This window comes from Caulobacter sp. GW822-FHT07D08 (assembly GCF_058798735.1).
In genome coordinates this window covers 1-18188 of sequence record NZ_JBXAKU010000032.1, presented here as the reverse complement: position 1 = coordinate 18188, position 18188 = coordinate 1, and the positions used below count along the sequence as shown (strand labels likewise).

The window sequence follows — 18188 nt, the reverse complement described above, 5'->3', positions numbered from 1 at the left end:
GGCGCGGTGAGCATGCCGCCGATCATCGGGGCGGCGATGCGGCTCATGACTTCGGAGCCGGCGCCATGGCCCCAAAGGATCGGGGCCAAGCCCGCCAGGATCACCGCGACGGTCATGGCCTTGGGTCGCACGCGCAGCAGGGCGCCTTCGCGAACCGCGGCCTCGACTTGGCTTGGCGATGGATCGGGACCCAGGGCGTCCATGGCGTGCTTGAGGTAGATCAGCATCACCACCCCGAACTCGGCCGAGACCCCGGCTAGGGCGATGAAGCCGACGCCGGTGGCCACCGACTGGTGGAAGCCCGCCAGGTACAGCGTCCAGATCCCGCCGGTCAGGGCGAAGGGCAAGGTGGCCATGATCAGCCCCGCCTCGTCGAAGCGGCGGAAGATCACGTAGAGCAGCACGAAGATGATCAGCAGGGTGGCCGGCACGACGATCTTCAGCCGGTCGGCGGCCCGCTGCAGATACTCGAACTGGCCGGAGTAGGAGACGCTGACGCCGGGCGAGAGCCGCACCTTTTGGGTCACTGCCTGGCGCAGGTCGCCGACCACCGAAGCCAGGTCACGGCCCCGCACGTCGACATAGACCCAGGTGGTCGGCCGGCCGTTCTCACTCTTCAGCATCGGCGGTCCGTCGGCGATCTCGACCTGCGCCACCGTGCCCAGGGTGATCTGGGCGCCGCCTGGGGTGAGGATCGGCAGGCCCCGCAGCCCTTCCAAGCTATCGCGCAGTTCGCGCGGGTAGCGGACGCTGATCGGATAGCGCGCCAGGCCCTCGACCGTCTGGCCGATGGTCTCGCCGCCGATCGCCCCGGAGACGATCGACTGGACGTCGTCGATGTTGAGCCCGAACCGCGCGGCGGCGGCGCGGTCGATGCGGACATCGACATAGCGTCCGCCGGTCAAGCGCTCGGCCAGGGCCGAGCTGACGCCCGGCACGCTCTTGGCCACGCCCTCGACCTCGCGGGCGATGCGGTCGAGTTCGGCCAGGTTCGCGCCCGACACCTTGACCCCGATCGGGCTCTTGATGCCGGTGGCCAGCATGTCGATGCGGTTGCGGATCGGCGGCACCCAGACATTGGTCAAGCCAGGCACACGGACACGCTGGTCGAGTTCGGCGACCAGCTTGTCGGGGGTCATGCCCGGCCGCCACTGGTCGCGCGGCTTGAAGCGGATCGTGGTCTCGAACATCTCCAGCGGGGCCGGGTCGGTGGCGCTCTCGGCGCGGCCGGCCTTGCCGAACACGCTGTCGACCTCCGGCACGGTCTTGATCATCCGGTCGGTCTGCTGGAGGAGCTGGCCGGCCTTGGCCGCCGACAGGCCCGGCAGGGCCGAGGGCATGTAGAGCAGATCGCCCTCGTCCATGTTGGGCATGAACTCCCCACCCAGGTGGGCGAGCGGCCAAGCGGTGGTCGCGAAGGCCAGCAGCGCGACCAGCAGGGTGGTCCTGGGCCGGCGCATCACCCGGTCGAGCAGCGGACGATAGGCCGCCGTCAGCACGCGGTTGACGGGATTGGCCGCCTCGTCGGGGATCTTGCCGCGGATCAGATAGCCCATCAGCACCGGGATCAGGGTCACCGAAAGGATGGCCGCCGCCGCCATGGCGTAGGTCTTGGTGAAGGCCAGGGGGCGGAAGAGCCGGCCTTCCTGGGCCTGCAGGGTGAAGACCGGGATGAACGACAGGGTGATGATCAGCAGGCTGAAGAACAGGGCGGGCCCGACCTCGGCGGCGGCCTCGGTGATCACCGCCCAGCGGGCCTCGCCGGTCAGGATCTCGCCCGGATGCTCATGGGCCCAGCGCTCCAGCTTCTTGTGGGCGTTCTCGATCATCACCACGGCCGCGTCGACCATGGCCCCGATGGCGATGGCGATGCCGCCCAGCGACATGATGTTGGCGTCGACGCCCTGGCTCTTCATGACCAGGAAGGCGGCCAGCACCCCCAGCGGCAGGGAGAGGATCGCCACCAGGGCCGAGCGCAGGTGGCCCAGGAACAGGGCGCAGACCAGGGCCACGACCAGGAACTCCTCCAGCAGCTTGCCGGTCAGGTTATGGACGGCCCGGTCGATCAGGCCCGAGCGGTCATAGGTGGTGACGACCTCGACGCCGGGCGGCAGGCTCTTCTTCAGCTCGGCCAGCTTGGCCTTCACCGCCGCGATGGTCGTGCGGGCGTTCTCGCCGGAGCGCAGGATCACCACGCCGCCGGCGACCTCGCCCTGGCCGTTGAGTTCGGCGACGCCGCGCCGCATTTCCGGGCCGACCTGGATCGTGGCCACCTCGCCCAGACGCACGGGGACTCCGCCGGCCGCCGTCCTCAGCGGCACGGCCTGGAAGTCCTCGATCGTCTTCAGATAGCCGGTGGCGCGGACCATGTATTCGGCCTCGCCCAGCTCCAGCACCGAGCCGCCGGTCTCGGCGTTGGCGCCTTTCAGCGCGGCGACAACCTGTTGGTGCGTGACCCCGAAGCTGGCCAGCTTCTGCGGGTCGAGCACCACCTGGTACTGGCGGACCATGCCGCCGATCGCCGAGACCTCGGCCACGCCCGGTAGGGTCTTCAGCTCATAGCGCAGGAACCAGTCCTGGATCGATCGCAGCTGGCTGAGGTCGTGAGCGCCGGTCCTGTCGACCAGGGCGTATTCATAGACCCAGCCGACCCCGGTGGCGTCGGGCCCCAGGGCCGGGCGGGCGCTTTCGGGCAGGCGGCCTTGCACCTGGTTGAGATATTCCAGGACCCGCGAGCGGGCCCAGTAGAGGTCGGTCTTGTCGTCGAAGATCACATAGACGAAGCTGTCGCCGAAGAACGAATAGCCGCGCACGGTCTTGGCGCCGGGCACCGACAGCATGGTGGTGGCCAGCGGATAGGTGACCTGGTTCTCGACCAGCTGCGGGGCCTGGCCCGGATAGCTGGTGCGGATGATCACCTGGGTGTCGGAGAGATCGGGCAGGGCGTCGATCGAGGTCGACCGCACCGCCAGGCCGCCGGCCACGATCAGCGCCAGGGCGCCCAGCAGCACGAAGAAGCGGTTGGCGACCGACCAGCGGATCAGGGCGGCGATCATGCGCCACCGCCGATCTTGGCGATGCGCCGGATGATCGGGTCGGCCGGCGGCGGGTCGAAGGCGAAGCGGACCTGGTCGCCGGCCTTCACGCCCTTCAGCAGCCTCGGGTCGGCGCGGAAGGTCATGGTCATGGCCGGCCAGCCGATGGCCGGCACGGGGCCGTGCGAGAGGGTGACGCCGTCCGGGGTCACCTGCTCGACGCGGCCGGTGGTTTCGGCCAGGGCCGGCTTGGCCGGGGCCATCGGCTTGGCCATGGGCGTGTCGCCTGGGGGTGTTTGAGGGCCCAAGGCCGGAAGCGGCCGGACCTGCAGGCCCGCCAGGCTGGCCTCGGAATCGACCAGGAACTGGCCCGAGGCGATGACCTTCTGGCCGGAAGACAGGCCGGCCAGGATCTCCGTCCGGCCTCCGGCTTCGCGCCCGGTCCGGACCTCGACGGCCTGGTAGCGGCCGCCGTCGGCGGCCAGCATCACCACGTCGCGCGCCCCGGTGCGGATCACCGCCTCGGACGGGATCAGCAGGGCGGTCCGCGTCGCCGCGTCGAAGGCGATGGTGGCGAACAGGCCAGGCTTGAGGCGGCCGTCGCGGTTGGCCAGTTCGATCCGCGCCTGCAAGGTGCGGCTGTCGCCCTGGGCCTGCGGGAGCACGGCCTGGACCGTCCCGCGCAGGGTCTCGCTCGGATAGGCCGCCAGGGTGACGCCAACGCCCTGGCCCGGACGCAGCTGCCCGGCCTGCGCCTCGGGCACGGCGGCCGTGACCCAGACCCTCGAGAGGCCGTTGATCTCGGCCAGGGTCTGGCCCGCGCCCACGGTCATGCCGGCGCGCACGTCGAGCTTGGAAACGACCCCGCCGAGCGGCGCGGTGATGGTGATCGTGGTGCGCGGCCGCCCGTCTCGGTCGAGACCGGCGACCACGCCGTCGGGCATGCCCAAGAGGCGCAGGCGCTGGCGGGCGGCGGCGCTCAGGGCCGCGTCTCCGGTGCGCCGGACCGCCAGATATTCGGCCTGGGCGCCGCCCCATTCGGGAACCAACAGGTCGGCCAGCGGCGCGCCGGCGGCGATCACGTCGCCCGGCGCGCGGCCATAAACCCGCTGCACGAAACCGCCGCTGCGGGCCTGGACGACGGCGACGTCACGCTGGTTGAAGTCGACGATCCCGGTGGCGGTCAGGCCGCTGGAAAGCGCGCCTTCCTCCACGGTCGCCAGCCGGAAGCCGAGGTTCTGGGCGGCCGAGGGGTCGATCCGCACCCCCGCCGCCGGACCACTGGTTTCGGCCTCGCCGGCGTATTTGGGCGTCAGCGGCATGTCCATGAACGGCGACTTGCCCGGCTTGTCGAAGTGCTGGGCCGGGACCATCGGGTCGTACCAGTAGAGCACCTTGCGGCTCTCGGCCGAGGTCGCCGGCATCGGCGGCTTGGCGGTCAGGCGGGCCAGGCCATAGCCGCCGGCCCCGGCCAGCACGACCAGGGCGGCGCCGGCGCCGAGCAGGGCCTTCATCGAGGGGGAGGGGGTCATTGATCGTCGCTTCCGTAGGTGAGGGTCAGGCGGGCGGCGTCGATGGCGACGGCGGCCTCGCGATCTAGGGTGGTGAGCTGGGCCTCGGCCAGGCTCGAGAAGGCGATCAGCACGTCGGGCAAACCGGCCGCGCCGGAGCCATAGGCGGCGGTCTCCAGCTGGGCCCGCTGCTTGGCCAGCGGCAGCAGCGTGTCGCGGGCCCGCAGCCATTGCTCGTGATGCATGACGTGGTCGGCCAGATCGGCCTCGAGCTGGGCGCTCAGCGCTCGGCGGGCGTCCTCGCGCTGGGCGTCGGCGCGGCCGGCGCTGGCGGTGCGCGCGGCGATCATCGGATCCTGGCGGCTCTTGCCCCACAGCGGCAGGCTGATGCTGACCCCGGCCGAGACCATGTCGCCGAACATCGGGTCGCGGCGCTGGTAGGCCACTTCCCAGCTCCAGTCGGGCTGCTTGTCGGCCTTGGCCAGGGCGACGTCGGCCTGGGCTTGGCGGGCGGCGGCGTCCTTGGCCAGCACGGCGGGATGGCGGTCGATCGCGGCCCGAAGACTGGCGGGGGGGAGATCGAGGTCGGGCGCCGGACCGAGCGCCTCGGGGTCGGGATCTCCGGTCCAGCGGGTCAGGGCCGCACGGGCCCTTCCCAGGGCCGAGACCGCCTCGCTGCGGCGATCCGCCAGGGCCGCGCGCATCTGCGCGGCCTCCAGCGCCTGGGCGGGCCGCGAGCGTCCGGACGCGACGCCGGACGGGGCGGCGCTCCACAGGGGAGCCAGCTGGGCGACCACCCCGTCCAGGGCGGCGAGCTTGCGCTGGGCGTAGAGCAGTTCGATCCAGGCCAGCGCCGTGGCGACCCGGACCTGGCGGGCCTCGACCGCGCCCTCGGCCCCGGCCGCGACGATGTCGGCCTGCGCCCGGCCGATCCGCGCCTGGCGCTTGGCGGCGCTGGGCATGTCCTGGCTGAAGCCGACCTTGCCCATGGTCATCTCGTCGGTTCCGAACCGGCCGGCCGGCGGCCCCGAGACCGGGAAGTTGTCGAGGCCGACGGCGAGCTTGGGATCGGGCAGGGCGCCGGCCGCCTTGGCCGAGGCCTTGGCGGCCTCGACCTGCAGGGCCGCGGCGCGCAGCGCCGGCGCATTGGCCGCGGCCGCGTCGAGGCTCTGGGCGTAGGTCAGGGGCGCGGCGTGGGCGACGCTCGCCAAGCTCAGCCCGGCCAGAAGGGGGAGAATACGCATGGAGACGAAAATCCTGGAGGAAGCCGTGAGGGGCCAGCGCCCCGGCGAAGCGTTTGCAGCCGCTTCGCCGGGGCCGGACGGGACGGGCGAAGACAGGGGATCGGCCCCACCCGTCCCGGCCGAGCTAGCGAGCCAGGCAGGCCGGTTGGGCGGCCCGCAAATAGCCGCAGGCGCGTGGCGTGGCGGCCGAGACGGTCGTCGCGGAAGCTAGGCCGGAGACGAGCGCCAGCGCGGGAAGGCGGGGAGACATGAAGGTCATCCTTGAAGATCGAAAAGCCAGCCGGCGAAAGCGCGGGCGATCACGCGCGCCCGGCAGGACCGGGGCGTGAAACCAGCGATGGCGGGGATCGGCCCTCGGGCCGGTCCTAGGCGATCGTTCGGGGGGGCGGATCTTCGGGGATGAGGCGGTGGGTGCGGCCGCTGGTGTTGGACCAGCGGGTCTCGACGCGATAGCCGACGGCGATCGGGGTCTCCGAGCCCGGGCAGGGGGCCGCAACGGACAGGGCGCAACTGATCGCGCAGGCCTTGGCGCAATCCTTGGCCGACATGGTCTTGCCGTGATCGCAGCAGGGCTCGGCCTGGGCCACGTCGTCGCCGGCGGGGGCCATGGCGATCATGCTCATCGCGTCCATGCCGGCCATGTCGCAATCAGCCCGCGCGGCGTTGACCGCCAGCGGACTGAACGCGAGGGCCACGGCGGCCAGGAAAGCGAGCGCATGCCTTAGCATCGGGCGAGCTTAGCGCGGTCACACGGCCTCGTCATGTCCGGACAATCCCCGAATGCGATTTGCCGCGACGCGCGCGGACTGGCGACGGCTTGGAGGCGGGGCCTGAAAGCCGCCATCTGGTCCAATACGCAGCGGCCTGGACCATCCCTCGACCTTTGGCGCGGTCGCGGTGAATATTTTCAGAGGCGGAACGGGGGCGTCGTTCGCCGGTTGTGGGAGCATCGCAACCCGCTGGAAAACCTCGCCCCGGCGCGTGGTTGCGCCGGGCTCCAGGAGCGGAAAACAGTCATGGCCGAGCACCACGCGCCCAAAGACCATCAACACCACAGGCCCTACCTGCGCCTGGCCGCCATGACCGTGCTGTCGTTCCTGGCCATGTATGTCCTGATGTACGCCATGGTCGACAGGGCCGCGAACATCCATCCAAGCTTCAACCAGGCCTACATGGCCGGCCTGATGACCGCGCCGATGGTCATGCTCGAACTCGTGCTCATGGGCATGATGTATCCGCGCAAGGGCCTCAACCGCGGCTTGGTCGCGTCCAGCCTTGTCATCGGGGTCTTGTGCTTTGCGGCCATTCGCCAGCAGTGGCTGGTCGGCGACCGCGAGTTCCTGCGCTCGATGATCCCGCATCACGCTGGCGCGATCCTGATGTGCGGACGCGCGCCGGTGAAGGATCCTGAGATCCGCAGCCTTTGCGCCACGATCATCAAGGGCCAGCAGCAGGAGATCGACCAGATGAGCGCCATGCTCGCGCCCCTTCGCTGAGCATCGCCCGGTCGCCCCCGCGGCGATGGCGGGGGTCAACGCAACGGCCAGCGGGGGATGAAGGCGGGAACCCGCGCCCTGTAGTCGCGATAGGCGTCGCCGAACTGCGCCAGCGCCGCCTGCTCCTCGTGACGGGCCAGGCGGACGTACATCACCACCAGCACGGGGAACATCGCCAGCGTCAACAGCGTGGGCCACTGCAGCAGGAAGCCTAGCATCACCAGGATGAAGCCGGCGTACTGGGGATGGCGCACCCTGGCGTAGACCCCCGTGGTGGCCAGCTCCCGGTGGCGCTGACGGGCGTGCAGCGCCACCCAGCCGACCGAGATCAGCCAGAACCCGGTCCCGATCAGCACGAAGCTGGCGATATGGAACGGTCCGAAGTGGGGATTGACCCGCCAGCCGAACATCATCTCCAGCAGGTGGCCGGCGTCGTGGCTCCACCAGTCGACACTGGGAAAACGCGACTGCAGCCATCCCGAGAGCAGGAAGATGGTCAGGGGGAAGCCGTACATCTCGGCGAACAGGGCGACGATAAAGGCGCTGAACGCGCCGAAGCTGCGCCAGTCGCGGCCGGTCGCGGGCTTGAAGAAGCTGAACGCGAACAGGATGAAGACGGCGGCGTTGACCAAAGCCAGTCCCCAGAGGCCGTAGCCGTAACCGGGATGGGTCATCGCCGCTGCCTCTCGACCGGTTCGTTGGGATTGGCCGGCGCGTCCGCCGGGATGCGGCCGGGCGCGTCCTCTCGCCCGTGCTGATGGGCGCCATGGCCATGGTGCATGAACAGGTGCATCAGCGGACAGGCCAGTAGGAGCAGATAGGGCACGACGCCGAGCACATGCGCGGCGTGCTCGGTGGTCAGGAAGAAGCCGGCGATCAGCAGGAACCCGACCAGGACGATCGTTCCGCGCCGACGCAGCTTTTGGTGTTGAACATCCATGGATCGCTCACTTCAGGCCTTGACGCCCTATCATAGGCCCGCGACCCGGGCGCCAAGTATAGGTAGAGGCCGCAGCGGCGGGTGGGGGCGGCGCCCGCGGGTCCCCGGAGGCAGGCGGCGATGTCTGCGGCCTTTGCGTATTGGCCCGCGGCGACCGAGCCTGAAAGGCTGCGCGGCGAGCATCATCACCAGAGGCAAGCCGCCCATGCACAGGAACAGGAAGAAGCAACGGCTCCACGGCAATTTCGGAACGGCCGCCCTTGAACGCGAAGCGCGCATCGACCTTGCCGAGCGGCCGGCCGGCGGCCTTGCCGTGGCCTTCCTCGGCGCGTCGGGCACGGTGACGGGCTCGCGCTACCTGCTGGACGACGGCCAGACCCGGATCGTGGTCGATTCCGGTCTGTTCCAGGGGGCCAAGGACCTGCGCCGCCTCAACTGGGCGCCGCTTGCGCCCGAGGTGGCCGACGTCGAGCAGGTGCTGCTCACCCACGCCCATCTCGACCATTCGGGCGCCCTGCCACGCATGGCCCGCCTGGGATGGGATGGGACCGTCCTCAGCACGCCGGCCACGGCGGCCCTTTGCCAACTGCTGCTCGCCGACAGCGGGCGCATCCAGGAGAAGGACGCGGAGTTCGCCAACCGCCACGGCTTCTCGCGCCACGATCCGGCGCTGCCGCTCTACACGGAGGCCGACGCGCGCCTGGCCCTGCGGCTGTTCGAGACCATCGGGTTTGGCGAATGGCGCTCGCTCGCCGACGGGATCAGGACGCGCTACCATCGCGCCGGCCACATCCTCGGCGCGGCGTCGATCGAGATCGACTGGAAGGGCCGGTCGGTTCTCTTCTCGGGCGATATCGGGCGCTATGACGACGCGGTGATCAAGGACCCCGAACCGCCGGCGCGGGCCGACTACGTCATCGTCGAATCCACCTATGGCGACCGCCGCCATGACCGCGTGGATCCGTCGCGGGCGCTGGGAGACCATATCGAACGGTGCATCCGACGCGGGGGAACCGTGGTGATCCCCGCCTTCGCGGTCGGTCGCGTCCAATCGCTGCTCTATCATCTGTCCCGTCTGCGCGCGGACGGCCGGCTGCGTGATGCGCCGATCTATCTGGACAGCCCGATGGCGATCGACGCCAGCGGGCTGATGTGTGATTTCATGGACGAACACAGGCTGAGCCGCGCGGCATGCGAAGCCGCGTGCGGCGTCGCGCACTATGTGCGCGAAGTCGAGGAATCCAAGGCGCTGACCGCGGACGCCACCCCCAAGGTGATCATCTCGGCCAGCGGCATGGCGACCGGTGGCCGCGTCGTGCACCATCTCAAGCGGTTCGCCCCGGATGAGCGCAACCTCATCCTGTTCTCCGGCTTCCAGGCGGCCGGCACGCGCGGCGCTGCGCTCGTCTCGGGGGCCCGGACGATCAAGATCCACGGCGAACACGTCCCCGTCCACGCCGAGGTGGCGAACCTGACCATGCTGTCGGCCCACGCCGACAGCGACGAGCTCATGCGGTGGCTGGGCGCCATGCAGGCGGCGCCGCGGCATGTCTATGTCACCCATGGCGAGCCGGCCGGCGCGCAGGTCCTGGCCAAGCGCATCGGCGAGGAACACGGCTGGCCTTGCACCGTCCCGACCCTCGGCAGCTGGGGGCGGCTGGCGTGAGCGTCCCAAGGCACGAGCAGGCCGACGCGAGGCCGGCGTCGGCCACGCTGCGCGCGCGTCGCATGGGGCTCACCGCGGCTGGCGGCGACATGATCGCGGTGATGCGGCACGACTGCCCGGTCTGCCGGTCCGAGGGCCTGGGGTCGCGCGCCCAGGTCGTCCTGCGCGCCGGCGGCCGCGAGGCGGTGGTGTCCTTGTTGCACAGCTCGGGCGACACGCCAGACCCCGGCGAGATCGGCCTTTCCGAGACCGCATGGGCCCGGCTCGGGGTCAAGGCGGGCGACCGCGTGGAGGTCGCCCACGCTCCGCCGTTGGCCTCGCTGCGGGCGGTGCGCCGCCGGATCTATGGAGAGCGCCTGAGCCAGGCGGCCTTTTCGGCGATCGTCGCGGATATCGCCGAGCATCGCTATAGCGACGTCCACCTCTCGGCGTTCGTCACCGCCTGTTCGGCGGCGCCGCTCGATCAGGCCGAGACGATCGGACTGACCAAGGCCATGGTCGAGGTCGGCGAGCAGTTGAGCTGGCCTGGGCCGATCGTCGTCGACAAGCACAGCGTCGGCGGCTTGCCGGGCAACCGCACCACGCCGATCATCGTCTCGATCATGGCGGCCGAAGGCCTGGTCATGCCCAAGACCTCCTCGCGCGCGATCACCTCACCGGCCGGCACCGCCGACACCATGGAGGTTCTGGCGCCCGTCGACCTCGACATCGCCGCGATCCGCCGGGTGGTGGCGCGCGAGGGGGGCTGCATCGCCTGGGGCGGGGCGGTTCGGTTGAGCCCGGCCGACGACGTGATCATTGGCGTCGAGCGGGCGCTCGACATCGACGCGGTCGGCCAGCTGGTGGCCTCGGTGCTGTCCAAGAAGATCGCCGCCGGCGCGACCCACCTGGTGATCGACGTTCCTGTGGGACCGACCGCCAAGGTGCGGAGCCTGGAGGCCGCGCGGGATCTCGAGGCGGCGCTCACCTCGGTGGCCGCCGCCTTCGGCCTGCGCACGCGGGTGATGTATGGCCCTGGGGCTGAGCCGATCGGACGCGGCATCGGGCCGGCGCTGGAGGCGCTGGACATACTGGCCGTGCTTCAAGGCGAGCCCGGCGTCGAGGATCTCGCCCATAGGGCCTGTGAACTGGCCGGGGGATTGTTCGAGCTGGCGGGCGTGGCGGCCCCTGGCGCTGGCCTCGCGCGCGCGCGGCAAAGCCTCGAGAGCGGCCGCGCCTGGGCCAAGTTCAAGCGCATCTGCCAGGCCCAAGGCGGCATGCGCTCGCCGCCGGTCGCCCGCTTCCAGCGAGACCTGACCGCGCCCTCCAGCGGCCGGATCGCCAGCATCGACAACCGCAAACTCGCGACCGTCGCCAAGCTCGCGGGCGCGCCGATGGCCAAGGCGGCCGGGGTGGCGGTCCACGCCCGGCTCGGCCAGTCGATCGTCGCGGGGTCGCCCTTGTGCACCCTTCACGCCGAGAGCCCCGGCGAACTGGACTATGCGGCCGCCTTCGCCTTGAGCGACGGGGCGATCTTCGCGATCGCGGCGCCATGACGCCGCCGATCGTCTTCGCCTTGGACGGCGGCGAGCGCCTGGCCCAAGCCCTTGGCCCAGCGCTCGGCGCGGAGGCAGGGGTCCTGCTGCAGCGCCAGTTTCCAGATGGCGAGACCTACCTTCGGATCGACAGCGACGTCACCGAGCGCGATGTCATCCTGGTCTGCGGCCTCGAGCGTCCGGACGCGAAATTGCCGCCGCTGCTCTTCGCGGCGGACACGCTGCGCGAGCTTGGCGCGCGCGGGGTGGGCCTGATCGCGCCCTATCTGGCCTACATGCGCCAGGACACCCGTTTCCATCCGGGCGAGGCGGTCACGTCGCGTATTTTCGCGGCGGTGCTCTCGCGCCACCTCGACTGGCTGGTGACCGTCGATCCCCACCTGCACCGCCATCACGCCCTGGCGGAGATCTACCGAATCCCCAGCCAGCTCGTTCACGCCGCGCCGCTCATGGCGTCGTGGATCAGGCGGAACGTCGCCCGACCGGTGATCGTCGGGCCCGATCTGGAGAGCGAGCAGTGGGTGGCGCAGGTGGCGGCCGGCGCCGACGCGCCGTTCCTGGTCTGCCAAAAGCAGCGGTCCGGGGATCGTGAGGTCGACATCTCGATCCCCAACGCCGGCGCCTTCCTGGGCCGCCAAGCCGTGCTCGTCGACGACATCGCCTCGTCGGGCCGCACGCTCGCCGTCGCGGCCCGCCAGCTCAAGGCCCTGGGTTTTGCGCCGCCGGACTGCGTCGTGGTGCATGCGCTGTTCGCCGGCGACGCCGCCCAGGTCCTGGGCGAACACGTCGCGCGCATCGTCAGCACCAACACGGTCGCCCATGCGTCGAACGCCATCGACATGACGCCGGCGATCGCCCAGGCCGTGCGCGCCCTGCTGTGAACGGCGTTCGCCAATCCTCGGCCAGCCGCCGGGAGGCGAACGGCGAAGCCTCTTGACCCTGGACCCCGGTCCAACCCGCACAAGGCGTCCGCGAAGCGGCGCCGCATTCGCCGCTGCAGCCTGGCGCCCGCTCAGTTCGCCTGAGGAGGCCCATGGGGGACAAGCGTGTCGTTCATATCGTCGACGACGAGGAGACGATCCAGCGGTCGGTCGGCTTCATGCTCCGCGCCACGGGCTTCAGCGTCGAGACCTATCCGTCGGGGACGGCGTTTGTGGCCGTCGCGACGCAGGCCAAGATCGGCTGCGTCATCCTGGACATGCAGATGCCGGGCCTGGGCGGGCTTGAGGTTCAGGTCGCCCTGGCCGATATCGGCGTCGACATGCCGGTCGTCGTGCTGACCGGCAATGGCGATGTCGCCCTGGCGGTCCGGGCGATGCGGGCCGGGGCCGTCGACTTCCTGGCCAAGCCTGTTGAAAAGGCCATGCTGCTCGAAGCGCTCCATCGCGGCTTCGCGCGCATCGACCGGGCCGATGGCCGGGCGGCCGAGGAAGCCGAGGCGCAGGGCCGCGTCGAGGCCCTGTCGCCGCGCGAGCGGGATGTCCTCGAAGGTCTCGCCCAGGGGCGCGCGAACAAGGCCATCGCCTATGATCTCGGGATCTCCTCGCGCACGGTCGAGGTCTGTCGCGCGAGCCTGGCACGCAAGCTCGGCGTCCAGACCTTGGCCCAGACCCTGCGGATCGCCTTCGCGGCGGGGATGGGACGGCCGCCGCGAGCCTAGACGCTCGCCGCGGCGGCCGCCCCGGCGATCGCTAGTCCGCGATCAGATGAAACCGCTCGACCAGCTTGGCGATCTCGGTGCCTTCCAGCGTCTTCAGCAGCAGCTTGCGCAGGATGGCGGGGCCGGGGATCTCGATGCCCTCGCCATCCCGCAGCGGCGCGACGGCGGCGAGCAGAGTGCGAATGTCATAGGTCGAGTTGAACACTTCGGGCACGCCGCGCTCGACATCGAGCAGCGTGTAGACCGCCTCCATCGGCGTGCGGACCGAATACTCCGTGGTGAAGATGCAGTCGCGCTGCTTGGACTCGGCGAACTGGCCGATGAAGGCGAAATTGACGGCCCCCGCCGGGACCACGTCCGGCCGGTCTCCGGCCTGGCGGGGCATGAAGAAGGCGGTGATATAGGGCATCATCACCGGCACGGTCCTGGCGCCGCTCGCCGCGAGATCGGCGATATCCTCGACCGGGACGCCGAGGTGATAGAGCCATTCCTGGGTGATCTCCTCGCCAGTGCAGGCCTGCATCGGCTTTTTCACATAGTCGCCGGGCCGATCGACGAACAGGGCGTAGAACCAGGCCACGAGCTGGTCCTTCGGCTGCTTCTTGAAATGGGGCTGGCGGCTGACCGTCCAACTCAGCAGCCAGCTCGAATCCTTGGCCGTGACGATGCCGGCGGTGACCACCTTGCCGCTGAACGGATCGCGCTTGGCGATCTTGCGGATGTACTGCGGAATACGCGCGTCGAGCGTGGTGATGGTCGCCGACGCCCATTTGGTCTGCGCAATATGGGCCCCGAACACGTCGGGACGTCCGAAGGCCGGGTCCTTGGCCGCGATGCGCCGCCACAGGTCCCAGGCGGGCGCCGGGCCTTGATTCAGCTTGGCCGGGGTCTGATGGTCGCCGCTGTCGGAATTTTCGGTCAGCGACCCGATGGTGATGAACACCAGATCGTCGGGGCCAAGATCGACGCCGCCCTCGGCGCCCTTCTCGATCCAGCCGATCCGCGTCGCCTGCTTGCGTTCGGCGTCGATCGCGAAATCGATGTCGGTGACCTGAACGCCGTAGCGGAACCGGACGCCCTGATCCTGCAGCCACTTGACCAGCGGCAGGACCATCGACTCGTACTGATTGTACCGGTTGAACTTGAGCGACGAGAAGTCGGCGAGCTGGCCGATGTGGTGGATGAAGCGGTGGAGATAGAGTTTCATCTCCAGGGCCGAATGCCACTCCTCGAACGCGAACATCGTACGCCAGAACAGCCAGAAATTGCTCTTCAGGAAATCGGGGCCGAACACCTCGTTGATCCGCTTGTTCTCCATCTCTTCGCGGGTCGCCAGGAAGACGGAGAGGAGCTCTCGTTGGGCCTTGTCGTTCAGCGTCAGCAGCGCCTTGTCGGGCACATCCTGCCCGCGGCTCTGCGTGACCCGCTGCAGCGAGACGTTCGGATCGTCCTTGTTGAGCCGGTAGAATTCGTCGAGGACGCTGGCGTCTTCGATCTCGAGCGAGGGGATCGAGCGGTAGAGATCCCAGAGGCACTCGAAATGCGCCTCCATCTCGCGCCCGCCGCGGATGACGAACCCCTTTTCCGCCACGTCCAGGCCATCAAGGGCGCCGCCGGGAAGCTCCAACTCCTCGAGAAGCGTGATGCGCTCGCCCGCGACGCCGCCGTCCCTGATGAGGAAGGCCGCGCCCGCCAGGCCGGCGAGGCCCGCGCCGACGAACCAGGCCGTCGCCCTGTCGGCCCGCTCCGGCTTGCGGGGACGGACGAACGCTTCATAATTTCCGCGGCTGTAATGCATTGGCGGGCTCCTAGGGGCGGCGAGCGGTTTGGGCGGCGGCTTCGGGACGAGCGCGCATGCTCATATCTTCTGCCGATTGAGCCGCAGCGCGTTGGTGACCACGCTGACCGAGGACAGCGCCATCGCCGCGGCCGCGATGATCGGCGAGAGCAGGATGCCAAACAGCGGATAGAGCACGCCGGCCGCCACGGGCACGCCCGCGACGTTGTAGATGAAGGCGAAGACCAGGTTCTGGCGGATGTTGGACATGGTCGCCTGGCTCAGCCGCCGCGCCTTGACGATGCCGTTGAGGTCGCCCTTGAGGAGGGTGACGCCCGCGCTCTCGATCGCCACATCGGTCCCCGAGCCCATGGCGATGCCGACATCGGCCGCGGCGAGGGCCGGCGCGTCGTTGACGCCGTCTCCGGCCATGGCGACCACGCGCCCCTCGCGCTTGAGACGCGCGACGACGGCGCTCTTCTGGTCGGGCAGGACCTCGGCTTCCACTTCCTCGATGCCCAGACGCCGCGCGACCGCCTCGGCCGTGGTGCGGTTGTCGCCCGTCAGCATCACCACCCGGATGCCTTCGGCCTTGAGGGCGGCCAAGGCTTCGGGCGTGGTCGCCTTGACGGGGTCGGCGATGGCGAAGGCGCCGCCGACCCGGCCGTCGACGCCGATGAAGATCGCCGTGGCCCCGTCGCGGCGAAGGGCGTCGGCCTGCTCCGCCAGGGCCTCGGTCGCGACGCCCTCGTCGGCCAGGAACCGGGCGTTGCCGAGCACGATGCGGCGGCCCTCGACGGTTCCCAGCGCGCCGCGCCCGGTCGGGGAATCGAAATCGCTGACCTCGGCGACCGCGACGCCGCGCGCCTTGGCCGCTTCGACGATGGCCAGCGCCAGCGGATGTTCGGACGCCCGTTCGACGGACGCGGCCAGCCGCAGCAGTTCGACCTCGTCAAACCCCGCCGCGGGCACGACCTGCGTGACCGCCGGGCGGCCCTCCGTCAGCGTGCCGGTCTTGTCGACGACCAGCGTGTCGACCTTCTCCATATGCTCGAGCGCTTCGGCGTTCTTGATCAGGACGCCGACGCCCGCGCCCCTGCCGACGCCGACCATGATCGACATCGGCGTGGCGAGCCCCAGCGCGCAGGGACAGGCGATGATCAGGACGGCGACGGCGGCCACGAGTCCGTAGGCGAAGCGCGGCTCGGGCCCCCAGACGCTCCAGGCGATGAAGGCCAGGACCGCCACGCCGATGACGACCGGGACGAACCAGCCGGAGACCTGGTCGGCCATGCGCTGGATCGGCGCGCGCGAACGCTGGGCCTCGGCGACCATCTGGACGATGCGGGCGAGCATGGTGTCGCGACCGACCTTGTCGGCGACGATGACCAGCGCGCCGGTCTGGTTGAGCGTGCCGCCGATCACCTTGTCGTCCTTGGCCTTCGTGACCGGCATGGACTCGCCGGTGACCATCGACTCGTCCAGCGAGGAACGGCCGTCCTCGACCACCCCGTCGACCGGGACCTTTTCGCCGGGCCGCACGCGCAGACGATCGCCGACCGTCACCAGATCGAGGCTGACCTCCGCCTCCGACCCGTCCGCCGCGATGCGGCGCGCGGTCTTGGGCGCCAGATTGAGCAGCGCCTTGATCGCGCCCGATGTGCGCTCGCGCGCCCGCAGTTCGAGCACCTGGCCCAGCAGCACCAGCACGGTGATCACCGCCGCGGCCTCGAAATAGACCGCCACCACGCCGTCGGTGTTCTGGAACGCGGGTGGGAAGACCTGGGGCGCGAGCGTGGCGACGACGCTATAGATCCAGGCCACGCCCGTCCCCATGGCGATCAGCGTGAACATGTTGAGGTTGCGGGTCTTCAGCGAGGCCCAGCCACGCTCGAAGAACGGCCAACCGGCCCATAGGACCACCGGGGTAGCCAGGGCGAACTGGACCCATATCGAAACCGGCATCGGGATGATGTGATGCAACGCGGGGAATAGATGGCCGCCCATCTCGAGGATCAGCACCGGGATGCTGAGAGCCAGACCGACCCAGAAGCGGCGGGTCATGTCGATCAGCTCATGGCTGGGACCGGCGTCGGCGGTCACCGTCGCCGGTTCGAGCGCCATGCCGCAGATGGGACAGGCTCCGGGATGGTCCTGGCGGATCTCCGGATGCATGGGGCAGGTCCAGATGACGCCTTCGGGCGCGGCCGACGCGGCCGACGCGGCCGGCGCGCCGAGATAGCGGTCGGGATCGGCGATGAATTTGGCCCGGCAGCCCGCGCTGCAGAAGTGGTGCGGCTTGCCGGCGTGCTCGGCATGGTGCGCGGTCTTGGCCGGGTCCACGCTCATGCCGCAGACCGGGTCCTTCACCTGGTCGGCCGCCGGGGCGCCATGCGCCGTGGGCTTGGTCTCGTTCATCCGCGCGTTCCTTTCGCCAGCAGCCCTTGTAGGGTCTGAGATCGTGCCGGGGTCAATACGTACTCTCCTCAGACCCGCGGCTGGAGAGGGCAACAGGCCGCGAGGCGTTCGACAAGCCGCGCGGGCGCCAAGCAACGGCGCGGCCGCACTTTGCGCTGAAATTCTGAGGGGACCGGCCGGCCCGCGCGTAAACGCGATAGGACCCCGCGGATACAAGCGAGACCGTGACCCATGGATGCACTATCGGACCCGCGCGCGTGGGGGCTGAAGGCTGGCGCGCGGCGTTGTCGGGCGGCCTGCCGGTCCGGCCCCGCGGGGTGTCGCCAAGCTCGCGCTCGCGCCGCATCGCCGCGCCTGCGCGCCGCGGATCTGGCCTGAGCCGGCGGCATGCGCGACCAGGATCAAGGCCCCGAGGCGGGCGTGGCCGCCGTCGAGCAGCTTGCGCGGCTGTTTCTGCGCCAGGCCGGCGGCTATGTCCTGACGCTGCTTGCCGCCTCGGGACGGGTCCTGAGCTACAATATCGGCGGCGAACGGATCGAATGCTGGTCAGCCGATCACGTCGTCGGCCAGCAGCACGATGTCTTCTATCCGCCCGATGAGATCCACGCCGGGCGTCCCCGGGCGGATCTCGCCGCGGCCTTGCGCGACGGCGTGCTGGAGCGCGAGGCCTGGCGGGTCTGCGAAAACGGCGCTGAATACCTCGCCCGCCTGACCGTCACGCCGCTGTTCGACGCGGGCGCGCATCGCGGCTTCGCCTGCATCGCCCGCGACATCACCGACGAGGCCGCGGTGCGCGCCTCCATCGAAACGCGCGAGCAGCATTTGCAATCGATCCTGGCGACGGTGCCGGACGCGATGATCATCATCGACGAGGCCGGCGCCATCACCTCGTTCAGCGCGGCGGCC

15 protein-coding genes are annotated in these 18188 nt (G+C 70.1%); 6 read left to right on the top strand and 9 right to left on the bottom strand.

Going from position 1 to position 18188, the window contains the following annotated elements; genetic code table 11:
• The 5 genes from AC1RJ9_RS27595 to AC1RJ9_RS27575 all read right to left on the bottom strand — a co-directional run.
• A partial coding sequence (locus tag AC1RJ9_RS27595; protein WP_492841818.1) for an efflux RND transporter permease subunit occupies positions 1-3056 on the bottom strand: 3056 nt, incomplete at its 3' end.
• The gene (locus AC1RJ9_RS27590; protein WP_099504382.1) at positions 3053-4567 is read right to left on the bottom strand and encodes an efflux RND transporter periplasmic adaptor subunit; all 1515 of its coding nucleotides are present in this window, start codon (positions 4565-4567) and stop codon (positions 3053-3055) included. The genes AC1RJ9_RS27595 and AC1RJ9_RS27590, both read right to left, overlap by 4 nt.
• A complete protein-coding gene (locus AC1RJ9_RS27585; protein WP_066681845.1) occupies positions 4564-5790 on the bottom strand; it encodes a TolC family protein in 1227 nt (408 codons plus the stop codon). The genes AC1RJ9_RS27590 and AC1RJ9_RS27585 overlap by 4 nt, the downstream gene beginning before the upstream one ends.
• A 124-nt stretch (positions 5791-5914) precedes the next feature.
• Positions 5915-6040, bottom strand: a complete 126-nt coding sequence (locus tag AC1RJ9_RS27580) for a hypothetical protein (protein ID WP_255357039.1) — start codon at positions 6038-6040, stop codon at positions 5915-5917.
• Positions 6041-6155: 115 nt separating this feature from the next.
• The gene (locus AC1RJ9_RS27575) at positions 6156-6518 is read right to left on the bottom strand and encodes a hypothetical protein (protein WP_062099714.1); all 363 of its coding nucleotides are present in this window, start codon (positions 6516-6518) and stop codon (positions 6156-6158) included.
• Between the two features lie 288 nt (positions 6519-6806).
• On the opposite strand from AC1RJ9_RS27575, the gene AC1RJ9_RS27570 reads away from it, so the two are divergent.
• Complete coding sequence (locus AC1RJ9_RS27570) at positions 6807-7286, top strand: DUF305 domain-containing protein (protein WP_062099713.1); 480 nt, start codon at positions 6807-6809, stop codon at positions 7284-7286.
• Positions 7287-7321: 35 nt separating this feature from the next.
• Here AC1RJ9_RS27570 and AC1RJ9_RS27565 read toward each other — a convergent pair whose 3' ends face one another.
• Both AC1RJ9_RS27565 and AC1RJ9_RS27560 read right to left on the bottom strand, forming a co-directional pair.
• A complete protein-coding gene (locus tag AC1RJ9_RS27565) occupies positions 7322-7960 on the bottom strand; it encodes a methyltransferase family protein (RefSeq protein ID WP_062099712.1) in 639 nt (212 codons plus the stop codon).
• Positions 7957-8226: a DUF2933 domain-containing protein gene (locus AC1RJ9_RS27560; protein ID WP_099504379.1), complete on the bottom strand. Its 270-nt coding sequence runs from the start codon at positions 8224-8226 to the stop codon at positions 7957-7959. Before AC1RJ9_RS27560 ends, AC1RJ9_RS27565 begins: the two co-directional genes overlap by 4 nt.
• 133 nt (positions 8227-8359) lie before the next feature.
• Between AC1RJ9_RS27560 and AC1RJ9_RS27555 the strand changes: the two genes are divergently transcribed.
• From AC1RJ9_RS27555 to AC1RJ9_RS27540, 4 genes are all read left to right on the top strand, one after another.
• Positions 8360-9892, top strand: a complete 1533-nt coding sequence (locus AC1RJ9_RS27555) for an MBL fold metallo-hydrolase RNA specificity domain-containing protein (protein WP_231732072.1) — start codon at positions 8360-8362, stop codon at positions 9890-9892.
• The gene (locus AC1RJ9_RS27550) at positions 9889-11427 is read left to right on the top strand and encodes a thymidine phosphorylase family protein (RefSeq protein ID WP_062099727.1); all 1539 of its coding nucleotides are present in this window, start codon (positions 9889-9891) and stop codon (positions 11425-11427) included. The genes AC1RJ9_RS27555 and AC1RJ9_RS27550 overlap by 4 nt, the downstream gene beginning before the upstream one ends.
• Positions 11424-12308: a ribose-phosphate pyrophosphokinase gene (locus AC1RJ9_RS27545; RefSeq protein ID WP_062099709.1), complete on the top strand. Its 885-nt coding sequence runs from the start codon at positions 11424-11426 to the stop codon at positions 12306-12308. Before AC1RJ9_RS27550 ends, AC1RJ9_RS27545 begins: the two co-directional genes overlap by 4 nt.
• Positions 12309-12460: 152 nt before the next feature.
• The gene (locus AC1RJ9_RS27540; RefSeq protein ID WP_062099708.1) at positions 12461-13087 is read left to right on the top strand and encodes a response regulator transcription factor; all 627 of its coding nucleotides are present in this window, start codon (positions 12461-12463) and stop codon (positions 13085-13087) included.
• Positions 13088-13118: 31 nt separating this feature from the next.
• On the opposite strand, the gene AC1RJ9_RS27535 is transcribed toward AC1RJ9_RS27540, so the two are convergent.
• Positions 13119-14885, bottom strand: coding sequence for an oleate hydratase (locus tag AC1RJ9_RS27535; RefSeq protein WP_062099707.1), 1767 nt, complete (start codon positions 14883-14885; stop codon positions 13119-13121).
• Positions 14886-14945: 60 nt separating this feature from the next.
• The gene (locus AC1RJ9_RS27530) at positions 14946-17282 is read right to left on the bottom strand and encodes a heavy metal translocating P-type ATPase (protein WP_062099706.1); all 2337 of its coding nucleotides are present in this window, start codon (positions 17280-17282) and stop codon (positions 14946-14948) included.
• Positions 17283-17669: 387 nt separating this feature from the next.
• Between AC1RJ9_RS27530 and AC1RJ9_RS27525 the strand changes: the two genes are divergently transcribed.
• Positions 17670-18188: PAS domain-containing protein (locus AC1RJ9_RS27525; protein WP_492841812.1), on the top strand; the 519-nt coding region annotated here is incomplete at its 3' end.